Below are 26,612 nucleotides of genomic sequence, written 5' to 3' on the forward strand. Positions count from 1 at the left end.
CGGCCGTGCGTACGCCAGTGTAGTGAGCGACGTCCACTGGGGCTCCGCGGACTTCGGGGACGCCGGGCAACCGGGACCCGGCCCCGTCAGGCTTCCGTACGGGACCGCAGCATCCGGCCGATCGCGTCCGAGCGTTCCAGCAGCGTCTTGCGGACCACCGGTGCAGCCTCCGCCGACGCCCGTCGAGCCGTGTCGATGTACGCCTCGTCGATCGCGTGCGGCGGGAAGAGATTCCTCGTGAAGCCCATCGCCGGGATCATCCCGCCCTGGTGCAGCTGGGGGATCGCGTCCAGATAGCGCTGGGCGTAGGGGGCCAGCAGGACGTCCTGCCCGGGCCGCCAGAAGACCGTCGCCACCTCCCGGACCGAACTGACCGGCACCTTCCGGTCGACGGCCAGCCGCTGCCAGACCTCCGCCTTCGCCTCCGCGTCGGGCTGCGCGGCGCGCACGGTGAGCGCACGCACCCAGCCGTCGGGGTCCGGGTCGCGTCCGAGCAGCCGCTCGGCCTCGGACGCCACGTCCCCGCCGAGTTCCGCCCGGCGGACCAGCACGTGCCACTGCAAGTCCACGTCGTCGCCCGCCTGTTCGCGCACCCAGGCCAGGTCGTCCGCGTCGGTCGCGGTGCGGGCCAGCCCGCGCAGCGCGACCTGCCGGCGTCCCGCGTCCGCCGCGAGGCTCCGGCACGTCGCGGCCACGGCCTGCGTCAACTCGGCGCGTACGGAGGGCGGCGCCCACAGTTCGGCGATGTTCGTCGCGAGCGCGAGATACGGCTCGATCACCGCGTCCGAGGTCTCCGCCGCCAGCACGGCCGTGATGCACCGTCCGGCCTCGACCGCCGTCGCCTCGCCGGTCGTCAGCATGTCCCACACCGTGCCGACGGCGACGCCCCGCGAGATGGCGGTGGGCAGCTGCGCCGCCGTACCGAAGAGGAGGTCCCGGGTGACAGGGTCCGGGCGGGTCGTGGCGAAGGTCAGGTCCTCGTCGTTGACCAGCAGCACGTCGACGGCGGGCGGGAGACCGGCGACAGCGGTGCGCGGCTCCGTCACCTCGACCCGCACCAGCCCGGTACGTTCGTACGCCTCCCCGTTCCTGGCGTACGCGCCCACCGCCAGCACCTGCGGGCGCGCGGTGTCGGCGGCCACCAGCGTGACCGACTCGCCGTCACGCTCCAGTGAGAAGCGGTCCGTGCCCGCCGTCTCCAGCCAGGCCTTGCGCCAGCCGGCCAGATCCCGCCCGCTCGCCTCGGAGAGCGCGTCGATCAGATCCTGCAGCGTGGTGTTCCCCCAGGCGTGACGCGCGAAGTAGGCCGCCATACCGGCCCGGAAGCGCTCCTCACCGACGTACGTCATCAGCTGCTGGAGGACGGACGCGCCCTTGGGGTAGGTGATGCTGTCGAAGATCGACGCGGCCTGGGCGACATCGTGGATGGGCTGGTGGATCGGGTGCGAGGCCGGGCCCTGGTCGGACAGGTACGCCCTCAGCTTGTCGTCCGCGAGATGGCCGGCCCAGGCGTCGGTGAAGCGGGTGGCGCGCTCGGCGGCCCAGTGGCAGGCGAACTCGGCGAAGGCCTCGTTCAGCCAGAGGTCGTCCCACCAGCGCATGGTGACGATGTTGCCGAACCACATGTGCGCCATCTCGTGCAGCAGCACCTTGGCCAGCAACTCGCTCTCCGCGGGCGTCGGCACGGCCCGCCGCAGGAAAGCGTCGGACCAGGTCACACACCCGTAGTTCTCCATCGCGCCGCCGAACTCGGGCACGAACACCTGGTCGTACTTCCGCTGCGGGAACGGCATCGCGAAGACCTCGGCGTAGAAGGCGAGGCCCTGGCGGGTGAGGGTGAACATCTCGTCGGCGTCGCGTTCCAGGACCTCGGCCAGCGAGCGGCGGGCGTACAGGCCCAGGTCGTGCCCGTCGGACTCGCGGCGGATCTCGTGGAAGGGACCCGCGTTGACGACGGTGTTGTACGTGGACAGCGGCGGAGTGTCCGGGAAGCTCCAGCGGCGCGCCGTACCCACGTCCTCGACGCGTGCGTCACCGGAGTTGCTCGTGACGGTCCACCCGGCCGGGGCCGTGACGGTGAAGGCGTGCGGCGCCTTGAGGTCGGGCTGGTCGAAGCAGGCCCAGACGTACCGGGCCTCGTCCGGCTCGAAGGACATCCACACGTAGACCTCGCCGTCCGCGGGATCGACCGACCTGTGCACGCCCTCCCCGGTGGCCGTGTCGGCCTGGACGCTCTCCACCCGCAGCACGTTGTGCCCGGCCAGGGCGGGGAGCGGGATACGGCCGTCGGCGGCGGGGGAGAGCGCGGTGCCGTTCAGCGTGGCGCTGCGTACCTCCGCCGCACAGTCCACGAAGCTCTCCGCGCCGGGTTCGCGGCAGCTGAACGTCACGGTGGACACGCACCGGACCTCCGGGCCGTCGGGCAGCGCGGTGAGGTCGATGTCGACGTCGTACCGCTCGACGCTCAACAACGAAGCCCTGCGCTCGGCTTCGGTACGGGTCAGGCTGCGGATCCCCATCAGGACCTACCCAGGGAGCGCCCCGCTTCAGCGGGGAGGAGATTGGCTGTTTTGGGCTGCTCGGGCTTGAAGCGGGTGCATGGATCTGCACTGTTCACCTGTGCCGCCTTTCTGCCGCATGAGAACTGCGGCGCTTGTAAATTGGTCGCGTGGCCGTGACCAGGACAGTTCGCCGATTCTTTGGCGGCGTGCCTGACCTGGGAATCCACATCGTGTGGTGCCCGCAGTACCGCCGCCCGGTCCTCGGAGGCGGAGGCGGGTAACGACTGGAGGAACTGATCCGGCAGAAGGCTGACGAACGTGGCTGGGAGGTCATTGCCCTTGAGGCGACGCCCGACCACGTCCACCTCTTCGTGAAGCGCGCCCCGAACCCGTCCGCCTTGTACGTGGCCAACCAGCTCAAGGGCTTCACCTCCTGCGTCCTGCGCGAGGAGTTCTGCCACTTGAAGCCGCGAATGCCCACCTTGCGGTCATCGTCGTACCGCGCGGCATCGGTCGGTGCCGTGTCGGCGGCGACGATCGAGAAGTACATCAACACCCAGTGGGAACGCCCCGGGAAGAAGGGGGACGGCTCGTGATCCGCGGGTACAAATTCCTCCTTCGCCCAACAGCCCGTCAGGCGGCCGCGCTGGGTGAGATGCTGCGGGACCACTGCTCCCTCTATAACGGTGCGTTGCAGGAACGGCGGGACGCATACCGGCACGTCTCGAAGACCACCGTCCGTTACGGCGACCAATCCGCCCAGCTCAAAGAGATCCGCAGGTTCGACCCAGACCGTCAGGGCCGCTGGTCGTTCTCCTCCCAGCAAGTCACCTTGCGGCGCCTGGACAAGGCGTTCGCCGCGTTTTTCCACCGTCTCAAGGCCGGGCAGACGCCGGGCTACCCGCGCTTCAAAGGCGTCGGGCACTTCGACACCGTCACCTTCCCGAAAGACGGCGACGGCTGCCGCTGGGACGCCATCTCCCACGACCGTGCAACCCGCGTACGCCTCCAAGGCGTTGGACATGTCCGCGTGCACCAGCACCGCCCCGTCCGGGGCCGCGTCAAGACGGTCCCGGTGAAACGCGAAGGCCACCGCTGGTACGTCGTCCTCTCCTGCGACGAGGTTCCCGTCGAGCAACTGCCGCCCACTGGGGCCATCATCGGTGTGGACATGGGCGTCGCCCACTTCCTGACCACCTCGGACGGCGAACACATCGCCAACCCGCGCTTCCACCAGACGATGGCCGACGAACTCGCACAAGCGCAGCGGCACCTCGCGACATTCCCCAAGCGGACCGGGCAGCGCACCAAGCGCCATCGCGCCGCCGCCCGGAAGGTAGCCAAGCTGTACGCCAAAATCCGGCGGCAGCGAACCGATTTCCACCACAAGACAGCGCGCGCGCTCGTCGCAGAGTACGACGTGATCGCGCACGAGCAACTGAACACGGCGGACTTGACCAAGAGCCCTGCACCCAAGGCCGACCCGGACGCCCCCGGTAAATTCCTGCCGAACGGCGCTGCCGCGAAGGCCGGGCTCAACCGCAGTGTCCTCGACGCGGGTTGGGCGCAGTTCCTCGGAATCCTGGCGAACAAGGCTGAGAGTGCTGGTCGCCTTACGATCCCGGTGGACGCGCGCAACACCTCCCGCACGTGCCCCGAATGCGGGCACATCGCGAAGGAAAACCGCCTCACCCAAGCGAAGTTCCAGTGCACGGCCTGCAGGTTCACGGCGAACGCCGACCACGTCGGCGCGACGAACGTCCTCAACAGGGCCGGGCTGGCCCTCTGCGACGTGGCCTAGCCACCGACACAGGAAGCCCGCGCGTTTGCGCGTGGGCGGAGTCACGTGTCCTCCCTCGGCAGATCCAGCGGGCGTCAGCGTACGACGGGGGTCGCCTGAGATCACAGGGAATTTCAACCGGGCCGCGCACAGGCCCGTTTGCGGCCGCCGTCACAAACGCGCGTCGGCATCCGTCAGCGAGGCATCGGACCGAAACCGAAAGGACCACCCGATGCTGAGCAACATCATGTACGTCACGGTTTACGTCACCGACCAGGACCGCGCGCTGAGGTTCTACACCGAGCAACTGGGCCTGGAGAAGCGCGTGGACGCCCCCGGCCTCGAGCAGCGTTTTCTCACGGTGGGCGTTCCCGGTAGTCCGGTCGAACTGCTCCTGTGGTCCCACGCTCCGTCGGCGGGGCTGCCGGCCGAGGCGGAGTCGGGTCTCGCGCCCGGTCCGGTCTTCCTGGAATCGGAGGACCTGAGGAAGGACTTCGAGCTGCTCCGCGGCCGGGGCGTCACCTTCGACCAGCCCGAGCCGGAGGACTACGGGTACGGGATCCGCATCGAGGCGGTGGACCCGGACGGCAACCGGATCGCACTGCGCCAGCGCAAGAGCTGACGGAACATCACCCCGCAAGTCCGGTATGGCGTCTCGCCCGTACCACCTCGGTGAGGGCGACGGCCGTCAGCGCACCGGACACGGTGAGGCACACCAGCACGGCAGTCCACTGGTCCGCGACCAGGTCGGCCTCGCCGTCGGGGTAGGTGCAGGTGATGGACGGCGGAAAGGCGGTCCTCCTGATGTCGAGGATCTCGATTCTCGTGAGCTTGGTGTCCGGGGGGACCGTCTTCCGGTACAGGCACTGGTCGTTGAGGTCGGTGGGGGAGAGGTCGAGTGCGGGGTCGATGCCGGTCACCCAGATCGCGGCGGCCACCGTCAGGGCCCCGATCACACCGGCTCGCACCCACCGTGAGGTCCGCGACTCGCGTGTGATCAGGAGGTAGGAGAGGGAGATGGTCAGAACTCCGGCGCCCGCCCAGAAGATCCAGCTTCCCAGGGCGGTGGGGTGGGTCGGGCCGTAGGTCCCCGAATTGGTCCAGTAGCAGGCGACGTCGGGCGGGAAGGCGTCCACCGTCACATGGACGAGGGGGAAGTCGTCGTCGAGCGTCTGCTGTCCGCACACGTCGGCGGGAGCGGTGAAGGCCAGGCCGTACAGGACGGTTCCCGCGTATCCGACGACGGTCAGGAACGCGCCGGTCGCTGCCCAGCGGGCCGCCCTCGTCGGACGGCAGCGCGCCCGCCACATCAGGTACGGAACGACTCCGAGGCCGCACGCCATGACACTGATCAGAGGCAGGCCGAAGAAGGCCAGCATGCTCATGGCCTCCGTGCGCGCTCGTCCGTGAACCGGACCGGCCCCATGTGATCCCCTTCCGTCGCGGTTCCCGAAGTCGGGGACGATCAAGGGGTGTTGGGCGGTTGCGGAGGTTCGACCCGGGGCGGGCCGATAGCGTGCGGCCATGACCGATCCGGCCGAACTCCCGCTGCTCTTCCTGGACGTCGACGGAACGCTGCTGCCGTATGCCGGGGCGCGGCTCCCCACCACCCTCGAAGGGTGGGACGACTGGCAGTTGGCGTCGAATCCCCAGCTGGCGAAGATCGATCCCGGGCACGGTCCGCGGTTGCTTGCGCTGCCCTGTGCGCTGGTGTGGGCGACCGCGTGGATGCACCAGGCCAACGAGGTGATCGGTCCGCTGCTCGGACTGCCCGTGCTTCCGGTCGCGGATCTGCCCGAGGCGCCGATGGTGGACGCGGTGGGGGAGCTGAACTGGAAGACCCGGGCGCTCGTCCGGGCCGCGGCGGGACGCACGTTCGTGTGGGTCGACGATGCGATCGCCGACGTCGACCGCGCCTGGGTGGCGGCGCACCATCCGGGGCAGGCGCTCCTCCTGGCCGTGGATTCCGGGACCGGTCTCACCGGCTCCGATCTCGCGGTCGTGGCCGGCTGGCTGCGCCAAGTCGGGGACTACGACGGCGTGTTGTGCGAGGACTCCGACGTGTCGTGATCTTCGGTGGCCGCGGAGGGGCGCTGGGGACCGGCGTTGTCGTGGGCCGCTCGATGGCCGCCACGCAGTGCGGAGGCGACGGCGGAGACCACGGCCATGCCCGCGGCCACGCTGAAGACGATGGTCAGGCCGTGGTGGAACGGGCCGGAGACCAGTTGCGGGAAGAAGGTGTGGCCGGTCAGGGCGGCGCGCTGGGTCGCGGAGACGTGGTCGAGGGCTCCTTGGGAGGTGAGCAGGTGCTCGATGGGGTTGTTGCCCAGGAACGCCGCGAACAGGGTGCTGACCGGCGGCAGTGACGCGGCATGCTCGGCCGCGGCGGCCGGTACACCGTGCGCCTGGAGTCCGCTGCTCAGCGTCCCCGGCAGCGAGGAGGCCAGCCCGGAGACCATCAGCGAGAAGAACACGCCGACGGACAGGGCCGTACCGGAGTTCTGGAAGGTGGAGCGCATGCCCGAGGCGACGCCCCGGTACTCCGGCGGCACGCTGCCCATGATGGACGAGGTGTTCGGCGACGAGAACATGCCCTGGCCCAGCCCGTTGAGCAGCAGCAGGGCGGCGAAGAGGCCGTAGTCGAAGTCGACCGGCAGGGCGAGCAGTCCGAGGAAGGAGCAGGCGACGAGGGCGAGGCCGAGCGTGGAGAACAGGCGGGCGCCGAAGCGGTCGGACAGGTAGCCGGAGAGGGGACCGGCCAGGAGGAAGCCGAGGGTGAGCGGGAGCATGAAGATGCCCGCCCACAGCGGGGTGTCCTCGAAGTCGTAGCCGTGCAGGGGCAGCCAGATGCCCTGCAGCCAGATGATCAGCATGAACTGGAGTCCGCCCCGCGCGATCGCGGTGAGCAGGGCCGCCAGATTGCCCGCGGCGAACGCCCGGACCTTGAACAGGGCGAGGTTGAACATGGGTTCGGCGACCCGCTTCTCGACGTGGCAGAAGAGCAGCAGCAGTACGGCGCCCCCGGTCAGGCCGCTGAGCACCCACGGGTTTCCCCAGCCGGTGGCGCTGCCGCCGTAGGGCTGGATGCCGTAGGTGATGGCGGCCAGGAGGATGCCGGCGCCGGTCGCGAAGGTGATGTTGCCGAGCCAGTCGACGCGGCCGGGGCGGCCCGTCGCGGTCTCCCGGAGGCTGAGGTACGACCAGACCGTGCCGGTGATGCTGATCGGAACGCTCACCCAGAACACGGCGCGCCAGTCGACCGCGGCGAGCAGGCCGCCCGCGAGGAGACCGAGGAACTGCCCGGCGAGCGCGGTGATCTGGTTGATGCCCAGCGCCATGCCGCGCTGCCGGGCCGGGAAGGCGTCGGTGAGGATGGCCGCCGAGTTGGCGGTGAGCATGGAGCCGCCGAAGGCCTGCACGATGCGCCACAGGATCAGCCACATGGCGCCCGCCCCCGCGTGGAACGGGTCCAGGGAGAGTGCCACGGAGGCGCACGCGAAGATGAGGAAGCCCAGGTTGTAGATCCGCACCCGGCCGAACATGTCGCCGAGCCTGCCGAGTACGACCACGAGGACGGCCGAGACCAGCAGATAGCCCAGGATCATCCAGAGCAGATAGCCGATGTTGCCGGGCGCGAGCGGGTCGAGGCCGATGCCGCGGAAGATGGCGGGCAGCGAGATGATCACGATGGAGGCGTCCATCGTGGCTATCAGCACGCCGAGCGTGGTGTTCGACAGCGCGACCCACTTGTAGCCGGGACCCGGTTCGAGGTGCCGCTTCACAGTCGCTCAGCCATCCGGTCCAGGAGCGGCAGCGCGGAGGCGAGCGTGGCGCGCTCCTCGGCGGTGAACTCGTCGAGCACGGCCGCGAGACGCCGCACCGACTCGGAACGCCGCTCGGCCAGCATGGCGCGCCCCTGTTCGGTGACGGCGACGATGCTCCGCCGTCCGTCCGCCGCGTCAGGGGTACGGCGGACGAGTCCGCGCTGTTCGAGCAGGGCGAGGGTGCTGGCCATCGCCTGCGGACGTACGCGCTCCGCCTCCGCGAGGGAGGTCGGCGAGTCGGCTCCGTCGCGGGCGAGCCGCGCGAGCACCGACACCCCCGAAAGGGATACGTCCCCCACCGCATGGGCCTGACGCAGCCGCCGTGTCATACGGCCCACCGCGAGCCGGAGTTCGGAGGCGAGCCGGGCACTGTCGCCGAGGTCGCGGGTGTCGCCACCGTCTGCCGTTGTATCCGCTCTCATGGGTACTAACACTAGATTTATCAGTCTGGACTGTTCAATCAAGTGTTAGTAAATGCGCTCACATCTCGATGCGGGGCTGCCCGTTGGCCGCGCCGAGCCCGCCGTCGACCGGGATCTGGGCGCCGGTGACATAGCGCGCGTCGGGCCCGGCGAGGAAGGCGACGACCCCCGCGATCTCCTCGGGTTCGGCAACACGGCCGAAGGGGATGCGGTCCGCGAAGGCCCGCACGACCGGCAGGTCGGAGGTGGCTCCGGCGGTGATCCCGGTGTTGAGGGTGAACCCGGGGTGGACCGCGTTCACCCGGACCTCGGGCGCGTGATCCAGCGCCATGGCACGGGTGAGGTTGACCACCGCGCCCTTGGCGGTGTTGTAGGCGACCATGCCGTGGTCGCCGCCGAGACCCCCGGTCGAACCGACGTTGACGATGCAGCCGCGGGTGGCCCGCAGATGCCGTATCGCCGCATGGCTGGTGTGGAAGTAGGCGTCGAGATTGATGGCCATGGCATTGCGCCACTCCTTCGGGGTGACGGTCTCGACGGTGCCGAAGGCCGGCACGCCCGCGTTGTTGACGAGGACGTCGAGGCGGCCCAGGTCGGTGACGACGGAGTCGATCAGCGCGTCGACCTCCTCCGGCACGGTGAGGTCGGCGGTGCGGGCGAGGACGATCCCGTCGGTAGGGGCCGCCGCAGCGGTCTTCCGCAGCTTGTCCCGCGTCCGCCCGACGATCACCACGGCATAGCCCTCGGACGCGAACCGGTGCGCGACCGCGGCCCCGATCCCCGATCCGCCCCCGGTGACCACGACCACTCGCTCGGCAAAACCACTCACAACCTCGGTCCTCTCCTGTCCCTGCGCCGCCGCAGCGGATGGGTCCGCAGCCCGCGTCCGGCCTCGCCCACGCTAGGGAGACCGGCACCGCATAGGCTTGAACCGCAGTGCCAGACGGATGGAACATCCGTGCCAGGACGGGAGCGACACGGCGGTGACGGTGACGGACGGGCCGAGGCCCAGGGGGACGTTCACCGCGGACGTCAGCGCGTCGGGCACCCCGGCGCAGGGCTTCGACCGCTTCCGGCGCGGATGGGAGACGCAGGTCGGCGAGGCCTACCCCGCACCCGCCTTCACGCCCGGCAGCACCGGCGACTTCCGGATCAGCGTCCGTGCCGTGAAGGCGCACGACTCGGTGCTCGCGGACGTCCACAGCGAGTCGCTGATCGGCACGAACGCGGGCGTGACCGAGCACCCCGACGACCAGGTGCTGATGCACGTCGTACGCCGGCACACCTGGAGCTTCTCCCGACGGCGCGACGGCGAACTCGCCGTGCCGGCGGGGCACTTCATGGTGCAACGCAGCGGCCCCCCGACCTTCGAGACCGCACGGAACACGACGGCGACGGTGCTGATCCTGCCCGCGTCCGCCGTCGGACCGCTGATCGGGGACCGCCTGATCGCCGGATCGGCGGCCTCACCCGAGACGCGCCTCCTCCTGGCCCACGTCGACATGGTCGACGAGACCGCGGCGGACCTCACCCCGGTCGGCGCACAGGCCGCCCGCAACGCCCTGATCGAGCTGGTCAAGGGCGTACTGCGGCAGCAGACCGACGCGACCGAGCCACGGCTGGGCCTAGCCCTGGCCCGGGCGGCGCAGACCCTCGCCGACAGCCGGCTGACCGAACCGGACCTCTCCCCGTCGACGCTGGCCCGCGAACTCAACGTCTCCGTACGGACGTTGCACCGCGCGTTCGCCGCCACGGAGGAGACGGTCGCCGGCTACATCCGCCGCAGCAGACTGGAACGCGCCCGCCTCGAACTCCTCAACTCACCACTCCCGCCGAGCATTTCGGAACTCGCCGCCCACGGGCAGTTCGCCGACAGCAGCCACTTCATCCGGGCCTTCAAGAGCCAATACGGCGAGACACCCGCCGAGTTCGCCCGCAGGGCCGGTGGCCCGCAACCGCATCGGCGGGCTCAGCCGCGGTAGGCGGTCCTCGCGATCCGCACGAACGACCGGATCAGCGGATTCGTGTTCGTGTCACCCTCCCTCGTCGCGACCACCACCCGGCTCGGCGCCATGTCGGTCACCGGGACGACCGCCAGCTGCCCGGGCAGGTCGTGCCCGAGCGGGGTCATCCCGACCGTGCCGTTCCAGAGCACGGCCTGCACACACTCCTGGACGGCCCGCACCACGGGACCCTCGCGCGGCTCGCCGCCGTTCCAGTACGACCGCCACAGCGCGTCCGTGCCGACCGGGAACCGGAACCAGCGCCGCCCGGCGAGATCGGCCAGCTTCAGCTGGTCGCGCCGGACCAGCGGATCGTCGGCGCGCAACACCGCACCCACCGGGTCGGCGCGTAGTTCGTGCACCGTCAGACCCGTCTCGTCGAACGGGCCGCGCGTCAGGGCGACATCGACGAGACCGGCGCGCAGCCCGCAGGTCGGGTCGGTCAGATCGGCCTCGCGGACGCGGACCTCGACGCCCGGGTGGAGCCGACGGTAGGTGGCGGCCAGCCGCGTCGCGCCGGGGTCCGTGCTGTCGCCGAGGATGCCGACTGTGAGGGTCGCGGCGCCGGCCGCCGCGGCCACCCGCACGCGTGCCCGCTCGACCTGGTCCAGCAGGCTGCGGGCCTCGTCCAGCAGCGCCGACCCGGCCGGGGTGAGCGTGACGCCGGCGGGGGAGCGGTGCAGCAGGGTGGCGCCGAGGTCGGCCTCCAGCCGCCTGATCGCCCGGCTCAGCGGCGGCTGGGTCATGTGCAGCCGGGCGGCGGCCCGGCCGAAGTGGAGTTCCTCGGCGACGGCCATGAAATAGCGCAGCGTACGTACCTCCATGACCGGCGACGATACCCGCCCGGTATCGGCCCGACCCAGCCGGTCTTGGACGGCCGCCGGGCCCCGGCGATGCAATCGGAGCATGACCGACACGCCCAGCCCCGAGTCCCTGCCCGACCCCGCCGTACGCGTCACCGGCGCCCAGGAGATCGCCCACGACCTGCTGGTCATCCCCAACCAGGGGGTCCAACTGGTCCCCAACATCGGCGTCATCGGCGGCACACGGGCCGTCCTGGTCGTCGATACAGGCATCGGCGACGCCAACGCCGAAGAGGTCCTCGCCTTCGCCTCCGAGCTGGCGAAGGGCCGTCGCCTGTACCTGACCACGACCCACTTCCACCCCGAACACGCCTTCGGCGCGGGCGTGTTCGCGGATCGGGCCACCTACCTGGTCAACCGTGCACAGGCGGACGACCTGACGGCCAAGGGGCCGGGCTACCTGCAGATGTTCCGGGGCTTCGGCGGCGCGATCGCCCACCGCCTCGACGGCACCCGGATCCCCACCCCGGACGTCGTCTACGACGGCACCCACGACCTGGACCTCGGCGGCCGCACCGTACGGCTGCGCCCGACCGGCCGCGGACACACCCTGGGCGACCAGGTGGTCGAAGTACCCGACGCCGACGTGCTGTTCACCGGAGACCTCGCGGAGACCGGACAGTTCGCCATCTTCCCGTGGTTCCCGCCGTACGACACCGACGTCTCCGGTGTGCGCTGGCTGGCGGTCATGGACCGACTGGCCACCACTGCACCGCGGACGGTGGTGCCGGGACACGGAGAGCCGGGCGGGCCGCAACTCCTCGCCGACGTCCGTGACTACCTGCGTGAACTGCGCGACGAGACGTGGCGGCGGCGCGATTCGGCGATGGCCGAGCGCGAAGTCGTGGCCGAGGTCCGGGCGTTGCTGATCGAGCGGCATCCGGAGTGGGCCGGACGGGAGTGGCTCGATCCGGGGATCGGCTGCCTGTGCGCCGAGCACGCAGGGTGACTCCGCCTCGGACGCCGATCGGCCCTCAGTCGTCGGCGGCAGTCCCCTCGTACCGCTCCAGCACCTGCTCGACGAATGCCAGCGCCTCCGCGTGCCGGGTGGTCATGCCCATCGTGTTCTCCATCATGATGATCCGCCCGAGCGCGTTCGTCAGCATGAGCAGCACCGCCGGGGACACCTCGGGCGGCAGCTCCGTGCCCGTCTCCGCGAGGCGGCGCGTGAGCGCCTCCAGTTGGGCCTCGCGGTAGCGCTCGGCGCGGTCGGCGAGTTCGGCGCGGATCGTCTTGCGGTGGTTGGCCAGCGCGGTGAACTCCGTGGTCAGCGCGTTGCCCGGGTGGCTGTTGAGCTGCCACAGCGCGCGCAGTGGCCGCGGCCCGTCCAGCAGGCGGATCTGCCGCTCCAACTCCTCGTCGCCGCGCCGCCGCAGCACGGCCAGGAACAGATCGTCGAGCGTCCGGAAGTAGTACAGCACCAGCGCCGGCGCCACCTCTGCCTCCCGCGCCACCCGGCGGATGCCGACCGCCGCATACCCCTCCTCCAGCATCAGCCGCTCGGTGACGTCGAGCAGCACCTGGCGGGTCTTCGAGTTCTCGGTGCCCATACGGCGAGGTGCGGTCATGCGGCTCATTCTCCTCGACGGCTCCACCGGCCGATCTCTTTGACTGCTCCACCGGCCGATCTGCTTGACGACTCCACGGACCGATGTTAAACACTTGTTCAGCGCTCGTGTTAAACACTCGTTCAGCATGGACGGAGGGCCAGGCAGATGGCTCGCTATACGGGCACCCGCATCCCGCGCGTCGAGGACCCGCGGCTGCTGACCGGCACCGGCACCTACGTCGACGACGTCGTCCGCCCCGGCATGCTCCACGCCTGCTTCGTACGCAGCCCCCTTGCCAGGGCCCGCATCACCGGGATCGACGTCGCGGAGGCACTCCAACTCGACGGCGTGCACGCGGTGTTCACGGCGGCGGACCTCAACCCCGGTGTCCGCGAGCAGTGGTACACGCTGAACGGACGCGACGACCCCGACACCCCGCGCCCGCCACTCGCCGAGGACGAGGTGCGCTTCGTCGGCGACCCGGTGGCGATGGTCGTCGCCGCCGACCGCTACATCGCCGAGGACGCGGCCGAGTCGGTCGTCATCGACTACGAGGAGCTGCCTCCGGTCGTCGACTACGCCACCGCGCTGGACGCCCCGGAGTCCGTGCACGCCACCCACCCGGGCAACCTGGTCGGACAGCTCGCCGGACGCCCGATGGAAGAACTCGATCCCGTCTTCGACGGGGCGCCGCACACCGTCACGGTGACCGTCCACCAGCAGTCCTACGGGCCGGTCCCGATGGAGACCCGCGGCATCATCGCCGAATGGTCGGCCCCGGCAGGGGAGTTGACCATCTGGGCGGCGACCCAGTCCCCGCACGAGGTCCGGTCCTTCTGCGCCCGGCTGCTCGGCGTCGACGAGCACCGCGTACGGGTCGTCATGCGGGACACCGGCGGCGGCTTCGGGCAGAAGGTGCTGCCGCAGCGCGAGGACATGTGCGTGATGCTGGCCGCCGTACGACTGCCCGCCGCCCTCAAGTGGATCGAGGACCGGCAGGAACACCTCCTCGCCGCAGGCCAGGCCCGCCACGAGCACGGCGAGGCCCGCCTGGCACTCGACGACGACGGCCGCATCCTGGCCGCCACCCTCGACCACGTCCAGGACGCCGGCGCCTACCCCACCCCGTCGCCCGTGCGGAGCGGCATCGCCGTGGGCATGCTGTTCCCCGGCCCGTACCGCATCCCCGAGGGCACCTTCCGCTCCCGCTTCGTCTTCTCCAACACCAGCGGCCGGGTGGCGTACCGCGGGCCCTGGCAGTTCGAGTCCATGGCCCGCGAGGTCCTCCTCGACACCGCCGCCCGCCAACTCGCGATGGACCCCGTCGAGTTGAGGCGTCGCAACATGCTGCGCCGCGAAGACCTGCCCACAGCCAACTTCAACGGCATGCCCTACGACGACATCACCCCGTACGAGACCTTCGAACAGGCCCTGGAGATCCTCGACTACCCGGCCTTCCGGCACGAGCAGAAGGAAGCCCTGACACAGGGCCGCTACCTCGGAGTCGGCACCTGCACCTACGTCGAACCGACCGCGGGCGCAACGCCGTTCCACGCCACCGAGGGCGCCACGATCCGCATCGAGCCCTCCGGCAAGGTCAACGTCTACATGGCCGGCGGATCCTGCGGCAACAGCCTGGAGACGACCGTCGTCCAGCTCACCGCCGACGCACTCGGGGCCGCCATCGAGGACGTCAACACCATCCAGGGCGACACCGCACTCACCCCATACGGCGCCGGAACCGGCGGCAGCCGCTCCGGCCCGATGACCGCCGGCGCCATCGCCGAAACCGCCGCCGGACTACGGGCACGCATCCTCGCCATCGCCGCCCACCGCCTCGAAGTCGACGCGGGAGACCTGGAGTTGGCCCACAGCCGGGCCTCGGTCAAGGGCGACCCCTCGACGGGGCTCACCCTCGCCGAGATCGCCGACCTCGCCCACTTCCAGACCCACGCCCTGCCACCCGGCATCCCGCCCGGCCTCGAGGCGAGCGGCCGCTACCGCACCCCGCACTTCATGATCTGGGCCAACGCCACCCACGTCTGCACGTGCGAGGTCGACCTGGTCACCGGCGCGGTGAAGCTGCTGCGGTACGTCGTCAGCGAGGACTGCGGCCCGATGATCAACCCCGCCGTGGTGGAGGGACAGATCTACGGCGGCACGGTCCAGGGCATCGGCGGCGCGCTCTACGAACACCTCGCCCACGACGAGGACGGCAACCCCCTCGCGACCACCTTCATGGACTACCTCCTGCCCACGGCCACCGAGGTCCCGACCATCGAACTCGGACACATCGAGACGCCGAGCCCCGGGCCCGGCGGCCACAAGGGCGTGGGCGAGGGCGGCGCGATCGGCTCCGCGCCCGCCGTCGTGAACGCCGTCGCCGACGCCCTCGCACCCCTCGGCGTGCGCATCAGCCGGCTGCCGCTGACACCGGCAACGATCGTCGACCTCGTCGAGCAGGCCCGGAGGCGCGCATGAAACCGGCCGCATTCGAATACCACGCTCCCGGCAGCGCCGAGGAGACAGCCGCGCTGCTCACCGAGCTGGGGGAGGAGGCGAAGGTTCTCGCGGGCGGGCAGAGCCTGGTCCCGATGCTGGCCCTGCGGCTCGCGGCGTTCGGGCACCTCGTCGACCTCCGGCGCGTGGACGAGCTCCGGGGCATCGAACACCGTGACGGGACGGTGCGCATCGGCGCCACGACCACCCAGTCCACCGTCCAACGCTCGGAAGAAATTGGGCGCTTGGTGCCTCTCCTCGCCTACGCGACCCCACTCATCGGCCACTTCCAGATCCGCAACCGCGGCACGATCGGCGGCTCGCTCGCGCACGCCGACGCCGCGGCCGAGTACCCGGCGGTGGCGCTGACCCTGGACGCCGAGCTCGAAGCGCTCTCGGTGCGCGGCCGCCGCACGATCCCGGCCGGGCACTTCTTCACCGGGACCTGGACCACGGCCCTCGCCGAGGACGAACTCCTGACGGCCGTCGTCCTTCCCGTCTGGCGCGGACCCTGCGGCTTCGCCGTCGAGGAATTCGCCCGCAGGAGCGGGGACTTCGCCCTCGCCGGCGCCACGGTCGCCGTGGGCCTCGGCCCTGACGGGCGCATCGACCGGTGTGCCGTCGGACTGTTCGGCCTCGGCCCGGCCCCGCGCCGGGCCCGCACGGTGGAGACGGAAGTCCTCGGCACCGAACCCGACCAGGACAAGGCCGACGAGATCGGCGACCTCGCCACCGCCGACCTCGACTCGATCCCCTCCGACCTGCACGGATCCGCCGCATATCGCAGGCGCGTGGGCGCGGCCATGGTGGCCCGGGCCTGGCGGCGCGCCGTACGGGAGGCAGTCCATGGCTGACGTCGAACTCCGGACACGGGTCAACGGCATCGCGCGCCGCGACACCGTGCCACCCCGGCTCACCCTGGCCGACTTCCTGCGCGTCAACTGCGGCCTGACCGGCACCCACTTGGGCTGCGAACACGGGGTCTGCGGGGCCTGCACGGTGCTGCTGGACGGTGAAGCGGTGCGCGCCTGCCTGGTGTTCGCCGTGCAGGCCGACGGCAGCGAGGTGACGACCGTCGAGGGGATCGCCTCGGCCGACGGTCAACTCTCGGTCGTACAGGCCGCGTTCCGTGAACACCACGGGTTGCAGTGCGGCTTCTGTACCCCGGGCTTCGTCGTCTCGGTCACCGCGTTCCTCGCCGGACACCCCAAGCCCACCGACGAGGAGATCCGCGCGGCCCTGTCCGGGAACCTGTGCCGCTGCACCGGCTACCAGGGCATCGTCAACGCGGTCCGGGCCGCCGCCGACAGCCAGGACCCGATATGAGACTGGAGAACAAGCTGACCATTCCGGTGCCGGTGGGGGAGGCCTGGCGGGTTCTCCTCGACATCGAGCGCATCACCCCGTGCGTGCCCGGAGCGTCGCTCACCGCCCGGGACGGCGACACGTTCCAGGGCCGGATCAAGGTCAGACTCGGGCCTGTCGGCCTCACCTACAGCGGCACCGTCAAGTTCCTCTCCCTCAACGAGGGCGACAGGAAAGTGGTGTTGGAAGCGGCCGGCCGGGAGACACGTGGGAACGGCACCGCCAGGGCGACGGTGACCTGTCGCCTGGTCGGCTCCGGCGGTGATGCCACCGACGTGTTCGTCGAGACCGACCTCGCCGTCACCGGTAAGCCCGCCCAGTTCGGCCGCGGCACTCTCGCCGAGGTGGCCGGCACCCTCATCGGACGGTTCGCCGAGAACCTCGCCGGCGAACTCGCCACGACGGCACGGGACGTGACCCCGGACGAGCCCGCCGTCGTACGACCGCCCACGGCCGAACCCATCGACCTCATCGCCGCGACCGGCGCCCTCAAACGGTTCGCTGCCCCGGCCGCCGCGCTGCTCCTCCTGCTGCTCCTCCTGCGCGGGCGCCGACGCACCGCCCGGTGACCGGCCTCCCCGCCACCGTCACCACCACACAGCTCACCCCCAACTCACCCCAGGAACAGAGGTAGTCATGCCCGGACGAGTCGAAGGCAAGGTCGCCTTCATCACCGGCGCCGCCCGCGGTCAGGGCCGCAGCCACGCCGTACGGCTGGCCGAGGAGGGCGCCGACATCATCGCGATCGACGTGTGCAGGCAGCTCGACGGCGTCTCCTTCCCGATGTCCACGCGGGAGGACCTGGAGGAGACGGTCCGGCAGGTGCAGAAGCTGGGGCGGCGGATCCACGCCGTGCAGGCGGACGTCCGGGACCACGACACGCTGAAGGCCGCCGTCGACGACGGGGTCGCCGAGTTCGGGCGGCTGGACATCGTCGTGGCCAACGCGGGCCTCGGCAGTGAAGGCGCCACCCTCGACGCCATGGAGGAGAAGACCTGGCGCGACATGATCGACGTCAACCTCACCGGCGTATGGCTGTCCACCAAGGTCTCCACCCCGCACATCGTCGCCGGCGGCCGCGGCGGCTCGGTCGTCCTCACCAGCTCCGTCGGCGGCCTCAAGGGGTACGCCAACATCGGCCACTACATCGCCGCCAAGCACGGCGTGGTCGGCCTGATGCGCACGCTGGCAGGGGAGTTGGGGCCGCACGACATCCGCGTCAACACCCTGCACCCCACCCAGGTCAACACGCCGATGGTGATGCACGAGGGCACCTACCGCATGTTCCGCCCCGACCTGGAGAATCCCACCGTCGACGACTTCGCGGCCGTCTCCCAGGCCATGCACATGCTTCCCACCCCGTGGGTGGAGCCCCTCGACATCAGCAACGCCGTCCTCTTCCTCGCCTCCGACGAGTCCCGCTTCATCACCGGCGTGACACTCCCGATCGACGCCGGCGCCCTGCTCAAGTGAGCCGCACAGCAGAGGAGTTGCGCCCGTGACCACCGCCCACGCGATCTACTGGGACCCCTACGACCCCGCCCTCGCCCGTGACCCGTACCCCCTCTACACACGCCTTCGTGAGGAGGCACCGCTCTACTACAACGACAAGCACGACTTCTACGCCGTCAGCCGGTACTCCGACGTCCAGCGGGGCCTCGCCGACTGGCAGACCTACTCCTCCGCGCGCGGCGACATCCTGGAGATCATCCAGGCGGAACTCGAACTCCCGCCCGGCACCCTCATCTTCGAGGACCCGCCCGCTCACGACATCCACCGCCGGCTGCTCGCCCGCGTCTTCACACCCCGCCGTATCGCCACCCTCGAACCACGCGTACGCGCCTACTGCCGCCGCGCCCTCGAACCGGTCGCCGGCGCCGAGCGCTTCGACCTCGTCCAGGCCGTCGGCGCCGAGATGCCGATGCGGGTGATCGGCATGCTGCTGGGCATCCCGGAGGCCGACCAGCCCGCCATCCGCGACTACACCGACGACACGCTCGGCACGGAGGACGGCGGCAAGATCGACCACGAGGACATCCTCAGCACGGACGCCTTCAAGGCATACATCGAGTGGCGCAAGCAGCATCCCTCGGACGACCTGATGACGGACCTCATGACCGCCGAGTTCGAGGACGAGAACGGGGTCACCCGCACCCTCACCGACGACGAGGTCCTCACCTACTGCACGGTGGTCGCCGGCGCCGGAAACGAGACCACCGGCCGCCTCATCGGCTGGTTCGGCGCGCTGATGGCCCGATTCCCCGACGCACGACGGGAGTTGGCGGCAGATCCGTCCCTCGTCCCGAACGCCGTGGAGGAGGTCCTGCGCTTCGAGCCGACCGGCCCGTTCGCCGCGCGGTACGTCACCAAGGACGTCCGGTTGTACGACCGTACAGTCCCGGCCGGCAGCGCCGTCCTGTTCCTCCTGGCCGCCGCCAACCGCGACCCGCGCCGATTCCCCGACCCGGACGCCTTCGACATCCACCGCGTCACCCAGCACCAGAGCTTCGGTGCCGGCGCCCACTACTGCCTGGGCGCGGCCCTCGCCCGCCTGGAGGGCCGGATCGCGGCGGAGGAGATCCTGGAACGCTTCCCCGACTGGGACGTCGACTGGGACCGGGCCGAACTGGCGCAGACCTCGACCGTCCGCGGCTGGAAGACCCTGCCGCTCGTCATCGAAGGAGCCCGGCGATGACGGACCGCTGGACGGTCACCGTCGACAGACGGGTCTGCGTCCGCACGGGCCTGTGCGCGGCCTCCGCCCCCGCGGAGTTCGAACTCGACGAGGGCGGACAGGGGCGGGCCAGGACCAGGACACTGCCCGCCTCCGAACTCGTACTGGAGGTCGCCGAGTCGTGCCCGATCGAGGCCATCGGCATCGAGGACGCGGAGACCGGCGAGCGGGTCTTCCCGCCGCCGGCCGTCCCGCCCCGCTTCCATGCCTGAGCGTCCGGCGTCTTCACCAGGTCGGCATCATGCGCGCGGGGTAGCGTGCTCCGGCCGCGCCGTGCGGGAGGATCTCCTCGACGCGGGCCAGGTCCTGCGCGTCGAGGTGCACGTGCGCCGCGGCGACGTTCTCCTCCAGACGGCGGGGGCTGCGGGTGCCCGGGATGGGGACGATGTCCTCACCCTGGGCCAGCAGCCAGGCGAGGGCGAGCTGGGTGACCGCGACGCCCTTGCTCTCCGCGAGGGAGGTCAGCTCGCGGATGGCGGCGAGGTTCTGCTCGTAGTTCCCGGGCTGCCAGCGCTCGTCGAAGCTGCGCATGTCGTCCGCGGGGTACTCGGCGGCCGGCTTGACCGCGCCGGTGAGGAAGCCGCGGCCCAGCGGCGAGTACGGTACGAAGCCGATGCCCAACTCCCGTACCACCGGCAGGACGTCGGCCTCCACGGCCCGCTCGAACACCGAGTACTCGGTCTGCAGCACGGACACCGGGTGCACGGCGTGGGCGCGGCGGACGATGTCGGGGCCCGCCTCGCTCAGGCCGAAGTAGCGCACCTTGCCTTCGGCGATCAGCTCGCCGACCGTCCCGGCCACGTCCTCGATCGGGACGTCCGGGTCGACCCGGTGCTGGTAGAGCACGTCGACGTGGTCGGTCCCGAGGTGACGCAGGCTGTTCTCGGTGACCTCGCGGATGTGCTCGGGACGGCTGTCCAGGGCCGCGCCGACCTTGCTCGGATCGCTCAGGTCGAAGCCGAACTTGGTGGCGATCGTGACCTCGTCGCGGAAGCCCTTCACCGCCCGGCCGAGCAGCTGCTCGTTGCTGCCGGTGCCCATGCCGTACAGCTCGGCCGTGTCGAAGAGGGTGACCCCGAGTTCGTACGCGCGCCGGATGGTCGCGATGCCGCCCCGCTCGTCGCCGGCCCCGTAGGCCATGGTCATGCCCATCGTGCCCAGACCGAGGGCGCCGACCTCCAGACCCTGGGTGCCGAGCCTGCGGTGGGGGAGGTTCTTGTCGTGCTGTGTCATGCGATCAACGCTAGGAGGACGGCACCGGGACGTCATGGGGCGCTGATCGCATAGGATTGCCTGATCCTCTCATCCGTACTCGTGCGAAGGATGCCTCTCATGCTGGACCCGCTGGCCCGCGCCGTCGGGCGGCACTGCGAGGGACGCTGGTCCGAGACCGCCGTGCCCCGGCTTTCGCTGGTCGCGCTCGACGAGTTCATCGAGCCGATGCAGGTGATGTACGAGCCGATGATCTGCTTCATCGCCGACGGCGCCAAGCGCACCGCGGCGGGGGACCGCACCTGGATCACGCCCCGGGGCGAGATGGCCCTCATCACCCTCGACCTGCCGGTCACCGCCGCCTTCGAGAAGGTGCCCTACCGCGCCGCGGTCATGCGCCTCGACAGCCAGGAGCTGGCCGCCGTACAGATGGAACTGGACGAGGCCGGATCGCCGCCGCCACCCGCCGTCACCGCCGCGGTCACCGCTCCGATGGCACCGGAACTCGTCGACGCGGTCACCCGCTGGGTCAGCCTCCTCGACCACCCGGAGGACATCCGCCCGCTGGCCCCGCGCGTCGAGAGCGAGATCCTCTACCGGCTGCTGCGCAGCCCCCTCGGCCCCGTGCTTCGCCAGTGGTCCCTCGCCGACTCGGCAGCCTCCCGGATCCGCAGGGTGGCCCGCTGGATCTGCGACCACTACGCCGAACCGCTGGGCATCGGCGAGATCGCCGAGGTGGCCCGCATGAGCCCGGCCACCCTGCACCGGCACTTCAAGGCGGCCACGGGCATGAGCCCGCTGAAGTTCCAGAAGCACCTGCGGCTCCAGGAGGCGCGCAGGCGGCTGTTCGCGGGTGATGTGACGGCGGCTCAGGTCGCGCAGGCGGTCGGATACGTCAGTGCCACCCAGTTCAACCGCGAGTACCGGCGCGAGTACGGCCTCCCGCCCGGCCAGGACGCACAGCGCCTGCGCACCCGCCTCACCGAGGCCCGCCAGATGCCGGTGCTGCTCGACGGGTCGGGGGCGAAGCCCTGATCGTCCAGCGAGCCGGCTAGGGCTCCCTGTTGAGGCTGCCCGACACCTCGTAGACCTGCTGCGGTGTCAGGGGGCCGACGGGCAGCGGTCGGCGGGCGGCCTCGGTGCGCAGGCCGTCGAGTTGGAAGGCGACGGCGCGGCGCCAGGCGTCGGGGGCCGACTCGGCGGCGGCGCGGGCCAGGTGCGCGTTGGCCCCCAGGATCAGCACCAGGTCCTCGCTGGTGAAGTCGGGCCGCAGGGTGCCGGCCTGCCGGGCGCGGTCGACGATCCGCTCCACCGTGGCCAGGGTGCGGCCGCACACGGTCATCAGGCGCTCGGCGCCCGGATAGCGGCCGCCGACCACGTCGGCCACGGCCGGATCGTTGGCCTGAAGCTCGCAGATGTTCTCGATGTAGAACGCGAACCCGTCCCAGGCGTCCTCGAAGGCCAGCGCCCGCTGGGCGATCGCGTCCAGACGCTCCGCCGCCAGGTCGGTGACCACCTCGTCGATGAGCGCCTCACGGGTGCCGAAGAGGTTGTAGAGGGTGCCGTGGCTCACGCCGGCCCGCCGGGCGATCTCCTTGAGCGGTACTTGCAGCCCGCGCTCCTGGAACAGCTCTGAGGCGGCTGCCCGCAGTTTCTCCGCGTTGCGTTGCGCGTCGGCCCGCATCCGGTCGTTCCTCCCGCTCCTGGTACGGCGTCCCCCATGGTCGCATCCTTCCCCGGAACCGAACTTGACCCCGAGGTCAAGTTTCATGTTACGGTCTCGAAGTAAGTTGACCACTGGGTCAAGATGCATGTCTGCCGAGGAGCACCCCCATGTCCAAAGTGATCGCCGTCTTCGGGGCCGGTACCGGCCTCGGTCTCGCCGTGGCCCGCCGCTTCGGGCGCGAAGGCTTCCGTGTCGCCCTGGTGGCCCGCCGCAAGGAGCGCCTGGACACGCTGGTCGCGGAGCTCGCCGCCGAGGGCATCGAGACGGCCGGCTTCCCCGCCGACCTCCAGCAGCCGGCCGAGATCCCCGCGCTGGTCGCGGCCATCCGTGAGCGCTTCGGCCGGATCGACGCGATCGAGTACGGCCCCGTCGGCGGGGACCAGGGCTTCACCCCGGCCGCGCAGCTGGACGCGGCCACCCTCGAGGGGCTGATCCCGCTCTTCCTGCTCACCCCGGTGGAGGTGGCCCGCGCCGTCCTGCCCGAGTGGACCGAGCGCGGCGACGGCGCCTTCCTGATGACCACCGGCGCCTCGGCGGTCACGCCGATGGCCCACCTCAGTGGCATAGGCCCCGTCATGGCCGCGGCCCGCAACTACGTGTACTCCCTCAACGCCGAACTGGCCGACGGCGGCATCTACGCGGGCACCCTCTCCGTCGGCGCCATGATCGCCCGCAGTGAGGTCAGCGAGAAGGCGGCCGAGCGCGGACTCGACGGGTTCCCGGTCGTCGACCCGGACCAACTCGCCGACCTGTACTGGGAGATGTACACCGAGCGCGACGGCGTGGAGCGGCTGTACCCGGAGCACGCGGCCGCGTGACCGTAGGCAGTGAGGCGTCCTGAACGCCGAGGCGGTGCCGCGAGTGCGGAGGCCGTGGGACTCGTCGTCGCCGACCGGTGCGCGTTGGTGCCCGCGCGGCGGTGTCGGCTGCGTCGATCCGCCCCTACGGGCACTCCACGCTCTCGCGGGCGGGCTCCGCGCGAGTGCTGTCCGCCCGCTGCGGGGCCGCCCTGCCGGCCCTGGTGACGGCCTCCGTGAGCTGCTTCTTGACCGGATCCGGCAGCGGAGCCCCGTGCACGGCGGCCACCACGTCCTTGGCCAGGCGGTGCAGCTTGGTGTTCGTGTGCTGGGAGGCGGTGACCAGCGCCTCCCAGGCCTGATCGGGGTCGAGGTTGAAGGAGGCCATCAGGATCCCGCGGGCCAGGTCGATGTCCGGCCGGGTGCGCAGCGCACGCCGGAGCTGGACCACCTCGGACTGGAGCAGCCCGTCGTTGGCGCCCTCGGACGGTGGCCCCGAGGGCCCGGATGGGGGTGTGGTGAAGAGTTCGTAGGTGTCCGTGAAGGTCAACAGGCGTTCCGCGGCCGGGCTGGCGGCGGTCACGGCAATCGTCTTCTCCATGACCAGGGCGTCACGGCGGATGGCCAGCAGCACGTTGAGCGCGGAACAGTCCGCGAAGGTGAGTCGGCCGAGATCCAGGTCCACTCCCGTGGCCGACCTGGAGAGGGCATCCACCAGGGCACGCCGCAGATTCTGGCTGTCGTCGAGGCGGAACTCCCCGCTCACGGTGACCGCCACACGGTCGTCGTCAGGCCCCGTCTCCACCACCAGAGCCCGGGAGGACGGCGACGTGCCCTCGCCCTGGTCTCCGCTCGTGAACGACTCTCCAAGGGGACGTTCCGGCATGATCGCCTCCCGCTGATCGGTCGACGGGGTACCCCGTCCCAGAGTCATACGCCCCTTTTAACACGTCAAGGCATACGTGAATTTTCTTTCGCGTTTTTGTGTGCGTGAACGCCAAGTCGTACGATTTGGTCATGGTGGGAGTCGATGGAGTACCCGAGCCGCACACCGGATGGACGTTCCTCACCAGTCATGCGCGTGTGCTGGCCAGCATCGCGGACAACCACAACGCCCGGATCCGTGACATCGCGATGCGTTGCAGACTCACCGAACGGGCCGTACAGAAGATCATCGCGGACCTTGAGCGCGACGGGTACCTGTCCCACACCCGCAACGGCCGGGCCAACAGCTACCGCATCGACCCGAGCGGGATCCTGCGTCACCCGGCCGAGGCCGGTCTGACCGTGGCCTCTTTGCTGTCGATGCTGCTCAAGGACGAGGCCGAGCGCAAAGGCGTGATCGAGCAGGTCCGCGCGGATTCCTGAGCGCGCGCCGAACCGGCCGGCGTCCGCGGGCAGGGTTGCGCGTACTGCCCGGTGCGCCGGGTCACTGCGGGGCCTGGTGGGCGCGGCGGAAGTCGCCCGGGGCGGTGCCGGTGTGGCGGGTGAAGAACTTGCCGAAGTTGGTGGGTTCGGAGAAGCCGAGGCCGCGGGCGATGACCGCGACGGGCTGGTCGGTGTGGGCGAGCAGCCGCTGGGCCTGGAGGACGACCCGGGCGTCGATGACCTGCTTGACGGGCTGCCCGGTGGCGGCCAGACAGGCGCGGGTGAGGGTCTTGACGGTGTAGCCGAGGCGGTGGGCGTAGTCGTCGGCGCGGCGGGTGGTGGCGTAGGAGCGTTCCAGCTCGGCGCGGAAGCGGGCGTAGATCTCACCGCCCGTGCCCGATTCGCCGGGCCCGTCGGAGCGGGGCAGCCGGTCGAGGTGCAACAGCAGGGTGGCGAGCTGGAGTTGGAGGATCTCCCGGGACACCGCGCCGTCCGAGCGGCTGAACTCGGCCCGCATCTGGCTCACCAGGGCGGAGACGGTGGCGTGGTCGCGGCCGGCGCCCAGCTGTCGGCAGACGGGGCCGCCGTACCACTCACGCAGGATCCGCTCGGTGCTCGCCAGATGGGGCGGGAAGGCGGGGGTGAACAGCAGGAGGGTGCCGTTCATGGTGCCGGGACGTCCGAAACGCTGCACCTGACCGGGCCGGATCCACAGCAGCGTGCCCGGACGGCAGGGGTGGGTGACGAAGTCGACCGAGCGCTCCCCGCTGCCCTCGGTGATCAGGATGACGGTGTGGAAGTCGACCCGGTGGACCCGCTCCAGACTGCCGTCGGACATCCGGGCGTGCACCGTGGCCAGGTCGGTGACCTCGAGACCGGAGACCGGGGTGGTGGGCGGGTGGAAACCGAACGCGGGGATCGTGACGTCACCCTCCACGGCACGACCGGCGATCTCCCGGGCCACTACGACCGCCTGCCTCTCGGCATGTCCGATTCCGACCATCACAGGTCTCCAGCGTATCTCGCCCGGCCGCGGCCCGGGCGCGACAGTGGGGGAGTGGACGGCTCACCGGATGCCGTCCGACCTGGAGGAAGGCGCATCATGAACGGCACTGTCACGGTCATCGACAAGGGAACGGTCCGCGTCCACAGCTACATGGCGCCGGACGACAGTCTGAATGTCACCACTCAGCTCATCGAGACGCCGGCCCGGATCGTCGCCGTCGACGGGCAGTACGCCCTCGGTTACGCCGACGAGGTCGTCGCGTACGCGAAGGGCCTGGGTAAGCCGATCGACCGGCTGATCATCACCCACGCCCACCCCGACCACTTCCACGGCGCCGCCCGCTTCGCAGCCCCCGTCCACGCCCTGCCCGCGGTCCGCGACCAGATCGCCGCCCAGGGCGACGGCCGGGACCCGTCCGGCACCGTCATCCCGGCCGCCGACATCGCCCCGACCGTCGAGATCACGCCGGGGACGGAGGTGATCGACGGTGTCCCGTTCGTCTTCGAGGCCCACTCCGGCGGGGAGGCCGCCGACCAACTGGTCGTCAAGCTGCCCGAGCAGGGCGTCCTCGTCGCCCAGGACCTCGTCTACCACGACATCCACCTGTTCCTGGGCGACAACGACATCGACGGCTGGCGCCAGGCCCTCGACGCCCTCGCCGCCGAGCAGTCGTACGACACCGTCCTGGCCGGACACGGACTGCCCGCCGGACCGGAGGTCTTCGCCGACCTGCGCCGCTACCTGGCCGACGCGCGCGAACTGCTCGGCGACGACGGGGAGGCGTACAAGAAGGCGATCCTGGAGCGTTACCCGTCCTACGGCGGCGCGTTCATCATCGACATCGCCAACCGGTACCTCTACGGCGCCCAGGACGCCTGAACCCGCCCGCCGGGCAAGGCGGGAGACGGGCGATGAGCAGGATCGTCGTAGACCGTGAATGGGCGGGCATTCGGGACGTGCTG

General features: G+C 70.7%; 27 protein-coding genes and 1 pseudogene. 17 read left to right on the top strand and 11 right to left on the bottom strand.

All coding sequences use genetic code 11. From position 1 onward, the window contains the following. Positions 1–86 precede the first annotated feature (86 nt). Positions 87–2,519 (bottom strand): aminopeptidase N, encoded by a 2,433-nt coding sequence (gene pepN / locus ACQEWB_RS48100; RefSeq protein ID WP_432843013.1) that lies wholly within the window; start codon positions 2,517–2,519, stop codon positions 87–89. A 149-nt stretch (positions 2,520–2,668) separates the two neighbouring features. Between pepN and tnpA the strand changes: the two are divergent. The 3 genes and pseudogenes from tnpA to ACQEWB_RS48115 all read left to right on the top strand — a co-directional run bounded on the left by tnpA (position 2,669) and on the right by ACQEWB_RS48115 (position 4,903). Continuing rightward, positions 2,669–3,097 (top strand): annotated as a pseudogene (tnpA, locus tag ACQEWB_RS48105) (IS200/IS605 family transposase). Continuing rightward, positions 3,094–4,302, top strand: coding sequence for an RNA-guided endonuclease InsQ/TnpB family protein (locus ACQEWB_RS48110; protein WP_432843015.1), 1,209 nt, complete (start codon positions 3,094–3,096; stop codon positions 4,300–4,302). Before tnpA ends, ACQEWB_RS48110 begins: the two are co-directional and overlap by 4 nt. Before the next feature lie 211 nt (positions 4,303–4,513). After that, a complete protein-coding gene (locus ACQEWB_RS48115) occupies positions 4,514–4,903 on the top strand; it encodes a VOC family protein (protein WP_432843017.1) in 390 nt (129 codons plus the stop codon). A gap of 7 nt (positions 4,904–4,910) precedes the next feature. On the opposite strand, the gene ACQEWB_RS48120 is transcribed toward ACQEWB_RS48115, so the two are convergent. Further along, complete coding sequence (locus ACQEWB_RS48120) at positions 4,911–5,666, bottom strand: hypothetical protein (RefSeq protein ID WP_432843019.1); 756 nt, start codon at positions 5,664–5,666, stop codon at positions 4,911–4,913. A 139-nt stretch (positions 5,667–5,805) separates the two neighbouring features. Here ACQEWB_RS48120 and ACQEWB_RS48125 point away from each other — a divergent pair, with 139 nt between their 5' ends. Further along, a complete protein-coding gene (locus ACQEWB_RS48125) occupies positions 5,806–6,351 on the top strand; it encodes an HAD domain-containing protein (protein WP_432843021.1) in 546 nt (181 codons plus the stop codon). Here ACQEWB_RS48125 and ACQEWB_RS48130 read toward each other — a convergent pair. The 3 genes from ACQEWB_RS48130 to ACQEWB_RS48140 form a co-directional block, all read right to left on the bottom strand. After that, positions 6,312–7,982: an MFS transporter gene (locus ACQEWB_RS48130; protein WP_432844387.1), complete on the bottom strand. Its 1,671-nt coding sequence runs from the start codon at positions 7,980–7,982 to the stop codon at positions 6,312–6,314. The genes ACQEWB_RS48125 and ACQEWB_RS48130 overlap by 40 nt on opposite strands. A gap of 77 nt (positions 7,983–8,059) precedes the next feature. After that, a complete protein-coding gene (locus tag ACQEWB_RS48135; protein ID WP_432843023.1) occupies positions 8,060–8,527 on the bottom strand; it encodes a MarR family winged helix-turn-helix transcriptional regulator in 468 nt (155 codons plus the stop codon). A 58-nt stretch (positions 8,528–8,585) separates the two neighbouring features. After that, positions 8,586–9,356, bottom strand: a complete 771-nt coding sequence (locus tag ACQEWB_RS48140) for an SDR family NAD(P)-dependent oxidoreductase (protein WP_432843025.1) — start codon at positions 9,354–9,356, stop codon at positions 8,586–8,588. Between the two features lie 154 nt (positions 9,357–9,510). Here ACQEWB_RS48140 and ACQEWB_RS48145 point away from each other — a divergent pair, with 154 nt between their 5' ends. Continuing rightward, entirely contained in the window at positions 9,511–10,509 is a 999-nt protein-coding gene (locus ACQEWB_RS48145; RefSeq protein WP_432843027.1) for a helix-turn-helix domain-containing protein, read from the top strand. Here the strand turns inward: ACQEWB_RS48145 and ACQEWB_RS48150 are convergent. After that, on the bottom strand, positions 10,497–11,354 hold the full coding sequence (locus tag ACQEWB_RS48150) for a LysR family transcriptional regulator (RefSeq protein WP_432843029.1): 858 nt from the start codon (positions 11,352–11,354) through the stop codon (positions 10,497–10,499). The two genes, ACQEWB_RS48145 and ACQEWB_RS48150, sit on opposite strands and share 13 nt — an antisense overlap. 82 nt (positions 11,355–11,436) lie before the next feature. Here ACQEWB_RS48150 and ACQEWB_RS48155 point away from each other — a divergent pair, with 82 nt between their 5' ends. Further along, positions 11,437–12,342: an MBL fold metallo-hydrolase gene (locus ACQEWB_RS48155; RefSeq protein WP_432843031.1), complete on the top strand. Its 906-nt coding sequence runs from the start codon at positions 11,437–11,439 to the stop codon at positions 12,340–12,342. A gap of 25 nt (positions 12,343–12,367) precedes the next feature. On the opposite strand, the gene ACQEWB_RS48160 is transcribed toward ACQEWB_RS48155, so the two are convergent. Further along, positions 12,368–12,961 (bottom strand): TetR/AcrR family transcriptional regulator, encoded by a 594-nt coding sequence (locus ACQEWB_RS48160; RefSeq protein ID WP_432843033.1) that lies wholly within the window; start codon positions 12,959–12,961, stop codon positions 12,368–12,370. Between the two features lie 147 nt (positions 12,962–13,108). Between ACQEWB_RS48160 and ACQEWB_RS48165 the strand changes: the two genes are divergently transcribed. The 7 genes from ACQEWB_RS48165 (at position 13,109) to ACQEWB_RS48195 (ending at position 19,753) form a co-directional block, all read left to right on the top strand. Beyond that, a complete protein-coding gene (locus tag ACQEWB_RS48165) occupies positions 13,109–15,424 on the top strand; it encodes a xanthine dehydrogenase family protein molybdopterin-binding subunit (RefSeq protein ID WP_432843035.1) in 2,316 nt (771 codons plus the stop codon). Then, the gene (locus ACQEWB_RS48170; RefSeq protein ID WP_432843037.1) at positions 15,421–16,296 is read left to right on the top strand and encodes an FAD binding domain-containing protein; all 876 of its coding nucleotides are present in this window, start codon (positions 15,421–15,423) and stop codon (positions 16,294–16,296) included. Before ACQEWB_RS48165 ends, ACQEWB_RS48170 begins: the two co-directional genes overlap by 4 nt. Further along, a complete protein-coding gene (locus ACQEWB_RS48175; protein WP_432843039.1) occupies positions 16,289–16,768 on the top strand; it encodes a (2Fe-2S)-binding protein in 480 nt (159 codons plus the stop codon). The genes ACQEWB_RS48170 and ACQEWB_RS48175 overlap by 8 nt, the downstream gene beginning before the upstream one ends. Continuing rightward, positions 16,765–17,376: an SRPBCC family protein gene (locus ACQEWB_RS48180; RefSeq protein WP_432843041.1), complete on the top strand. Its 612-nt coding sequence runs from the start codon at positions 16,765–16,767 to the stop codon at positions 17,374–17,376. The genes ACQEWB_RS48175 and ACQEWB_RS48180 overlap by 4 nt, the downstream gene beginning before the upstream one ends. Before the next feature lie 67 nt (positions 17,377–17,443). Further along, on the top strand, positions 17,444–18,280 hold the full coding sequence (locus ACQEWB_RS48185) for a mycofactocin-coupled SDR family oxidoreductase (RefSeq protein ID WP_432843043.1): 837 nt from the start codon (positions 17,444–17,446) through the stop codon (positions 18,278–18,280). A 25-nt stretch (positions 18,281–18,305) separates the two neighbouring features. Further along, on the top strand, positions 18,306–19,502 hold the full coding sequence (locus tag ACQEWB_RS48190) for a cytochrome P450 (protein WP_432843045.1): 1,197 nt from the start codon (positions 18,306–18,308) through the stop codon (positions 19,500–19,502). Further along, a complete protein-coding gene (locus ACQEWB_RS48195) occupies positions 19,499–19,753 on the top strand; it encodes a ferredoxin (RefSeq protein ID WP_432843047.1) in 255 nt (84 codons plus the stop codon). The genes ACQEWB_RS48190 and ACQEWB_RS48195 overlap by 4 nt, the downstream gene beginning before the upstream one ends. A 13-nt stretch (positions 19,754–19,766) precedes the next feature. Here ACQEWB_RS48195 and ACQEWB_RS48200 read toward each other — a convergent pair whose 3' ends face one another. Continuing rightward, positions 19,767–20,774: an aldo/keto reductase gene (locus tag ACQEWB_RS48200; protein ID WP_432843049.1), complete on the bottom strand. Its 1,008-nt coding sequence runs from the start codon at positions 20,772–20,774 to the stop codon at positions 19,767–19,769. A 99-nt stretch (positions 20,775–20,873) separates the two neighbouring features. On the opposite strand from ACQEWB_RS48200, the gene ACQEWB_RS48205 reads away from it, so the two are divergent. Next, positions 20,874–21,788, top strand: coding sequence for an AraC family transcriptional regulator N-terminal domain-containing protein (locus tag ACQEWB_RS48205; protein ID WP_432843051.1), 915 nt, complete (start codon positions 20,874–20,876; stop codon positions 21,786–21,788). A gap of 16 nt (positions 21,789–21,804) precedes the next feature. On the opposite strand, the gene ACQEWB_RS48210 is transcribed toward ACQEWB_RS48205, so the two are convergent. Next, positions 21,805–22,437, bottom strand: coding sequence for a TetR/AcrR family transcriptional regulator (locus ACQEWB_RS48210; RefSeq protein WP_432843053.1), 633 nt, complete (start codon positions 22,435–22,437; stop codon positions 21,805–21,807). 149 nt (positions 22,438–22,586) lie between these two features. Here ACQEWB_RS48210 and ACQEWB_RS48215 point away from each other — a divergent pair, with 149 nt between their 5' ends. Beyond that, positions 22,587–23,297 (top strand): SDR family NAD(P)-dependent oxidoreductase, encoded by a 711-nt coding sequence (locus ACQEWB_RS48215; protein ID WP_432843055.1) that lies wholly within the window; start codon positions 22,587–22,589, stop codon positions 23,295–23,297. Positions 23,298–23,421: 124 nt separating this feature from the next. Here ACQEWB_RS48215 and ACQEWB_RS48220 read toward each other — a convergent pair whose 3' ends face one another. Beyond that, positions 23,422–24,162 (bottom strand): ANTAR domain-containing protein, encoded by a 741-nt coding sequence (locus tag ACQEWB_RS48220; RefSeq protein WP_432843057.1) that lies wholly within the window; start codon positions 24,160–24,162, stop codon positions 23,422–23,424. 131 nt (positions 24,163–24,293) lie between these two features. Between ACQEWB_RS48220 and ACQEWB_RS48225 the strand changes: the two genes are divergently transcribed. Beyond that, positions 24,294–24,644 carry a MarR family transcriptional regulator gene (locus ACQEWB_RS48225; protein WP_432843059.1) on the top strand — a complete coding sequence of 117 codons (351 nt, stop codon included), beginning with the start codon at positions 24,294–24,296 and terminating at the stop codon, positions 24,642–24,644. A 61-nt stretch (positions 24,645–24,705) separates the two neighbouring features. Here the strand turns inward: ACQEWB_RS48225 and ACQEWB_RS48230 are convergent, their stop codons facing one another. Then, complete coding sequence (locus ACQEWB_RS48230) at positions 24,706–25,647, bottom strand: helix-turn-helix domain-containing protein (protein WP_432843061.1); 942 nt, start codon at positions 25,645–25,647, stop codon at positions 24,706–24,708. Positions 25,648–25,746: 99 nt separating this feature from the next. On the opposite strand from ACQEWB_RS48230, the gene ACQEWB_RS48235 reads away from it, so the two are divergent. Continuing rightward, positions 25,747–26,529: an MBL fold metallo-hydrolase gene (locus tag ACQEWB_RS48235; RefSeq protein WP_432843063.1), complete on the top strand. Its 783-nt coding sequence runs from the start codon at positions 25,747–25,749 to the stop codon at positions 26,527–26,529. The last annotated feature ends 83 nt before the right edge of the window (positions 26,530–26,612 follow it).

This window comes from Streptomyces sp. CA-249302, assembly GCF_050936785.1.
GTDB lineage: Bacteria > Actinomycetota > Actinomycetes > Streptomycetales > Streptomycetaceae > Streptomyces.

Bases quoted from the DNA above. Each gene is read 5' to 3' on its own strand.
- pepN (WP_432843013.1), bottom strand. From the start codon at position 2,519: ATGGGGATCCGCAGCCTGACCCGTACCGAAGCCGAGCGCAGGGCTTCG.
- ACQEWB_RS48115 (WP_432843017.1), top strand. From the start codon at position 4,514: ATGCTGAGCAACATCATGTACGTCACGGTTTACGTCACCGACCAGGAC.
- ACQEWB_RS48120 (WP_432843019.1), bottom strand. From the start codon at position 5,666: ATGAGCATGCTGGCCTTCTTCGGCCTGCCTCTGATCAGTGTCATGGCG.
- ACQEWB_RS48125 (WP_432843021.1), top strand. From the start codon at position 5,806: ATGACCGATCCGGCCGAACTCCCGCTGCTCTTCCTGGACGTCGACGGA.
- ACQEWB_RS48130 (WP_432844387.1), bottom strand. From the start codon at position 7,982: ATGGACGCCTCCATCGTGATCATCTCGCTGCCCGCCATCTTCCGCGGC.
- ACQEWB_RS48135 (WP_432843023.1), bottom strand. From the start codon at position 8,527: ATGAGAGCGGATACAACGGCAGACGGTGGCGACACCCGCGACCTCGGC.
- ACQEWB_RS48150 (WP_432843029.1), bottom strand. From the start codon at position 11,354: ATGGAGGTACGTACGCTGCGCTATTTCATGGCCGTCGCCGAGGAACTC.
- ACQEWB_RS48155 (WP_432843031.1), top strand. From the start codon at position 11,437: ATGACCGACACGCCCAGCCCCGAGTCCCTGCCCGACCCCGCCGTACGC.
- ACQEWB_RS48160 (WP_432843033.1), bottom strand. From the start codon at position 12,961: ATGACCGCACCTCGCCGTATGGGCACCGAGAACTCGAAGACCCGCCAG.
- ACQEWB_RS48165 (WP_432843035.1), top strand. From the start codon at position 13,109: ATGGCTCGCTATACGGGCACCCGCATCCCGCGCGTCGAGGACCCGCGG.
- ACQEWB_RS48170 (WP_432843037.1), top strand. From the start codon at position 15,421: ATGAAACCGGCCGCATTCGAATACCACGCTCCCGGCAGCGCCGAGGAG.
- ACQEWB_RS48175 (WP_432843039.1), top strand. From the start codon at position 16,289: ATGGCTGACGTCGAACTCCGGACACGGGTCAACGGCATCGCGCGCCGC.
- ACQEWB_RS48180 (WP_432843041.1), top strand. From the start codon at position 16,765: ATGAGACTGGAGAACAAGCTGACCATTCCGGTGCCGGTGGGGGAGGCC.
- ACQEWB_RS48185 (WP_432843043.1), top strand. From the start codon at position 17,444: ATGCCCGGACGAGTCGAAGGCAAGGTCGCCTTCATCACCGGCGCCGCC.
- ACQEWB_RS48195 (WP_432843047.1), top strand. From the start codon at position 19,499: ATGACGGACCGCTGGACGGTCACCGTCGACAGACGGGTCTGCGTCCGC.
- ACQEWB_RS48200 (WP_432843049.1), bottom strand. From the start codon at position 20,774: ATGACACAGCACGACAAGAACCTCCCCCACCGCAGGCTCGGCACCCAG.
- ACQEWB_RS48205 (WP_432843051.1), top strand. From the start codon at position 20,874: ATGCTGGACCCGCTGGCCCGCGCCGTCGGGCGGCACTGCGAGGGACGC.
- ACQEWB_RS48210 (WP_432843053.1), bottom strand. From the start codon at position 22,437: ATGCGGGCCGACGCGCAACGCAACGCGGAGAAACTGCGGGCAGCCGCC.
- ACQEWB_RS48215 (WP_432843055.1), top strand. From the start codon at position 22,587: ATGTCCAAAGTGATCGCCGTCTTCGGGGCCGGTACCGGCCTCGGTCTC.
- ACQEWB_RS48220 (WP_432843057.1), bottom strand. From the start codon at position 24,162: ATGCCGGAACGTCCCCTTGGAGAGTCGTTCACGAGCGGAGACCAGGGC.
- ACQEWB_RS48225 (WP_432843059.1), top strand. From the start codon at position 24,294: ATGGTGGGAGTCGATGGAGTACCCGAGCCGCACACCGGATGGACGTTC.
- ACQEWB_RS48230 (WP_432843061.1), bottom strand. From the start codon at position 25,647: ATGGTCGGAATCGGACATGCCGAGAGGCAGGCGGTCGTAGTGGCCCGG.
- ACQEWB_RS48235 (WP_432843063.1), top strand. From the start codon at position 25,747: ATGAACGGCACTGTCACGGTCATCGACAAGGGAACGGTCCGCGTCCAC.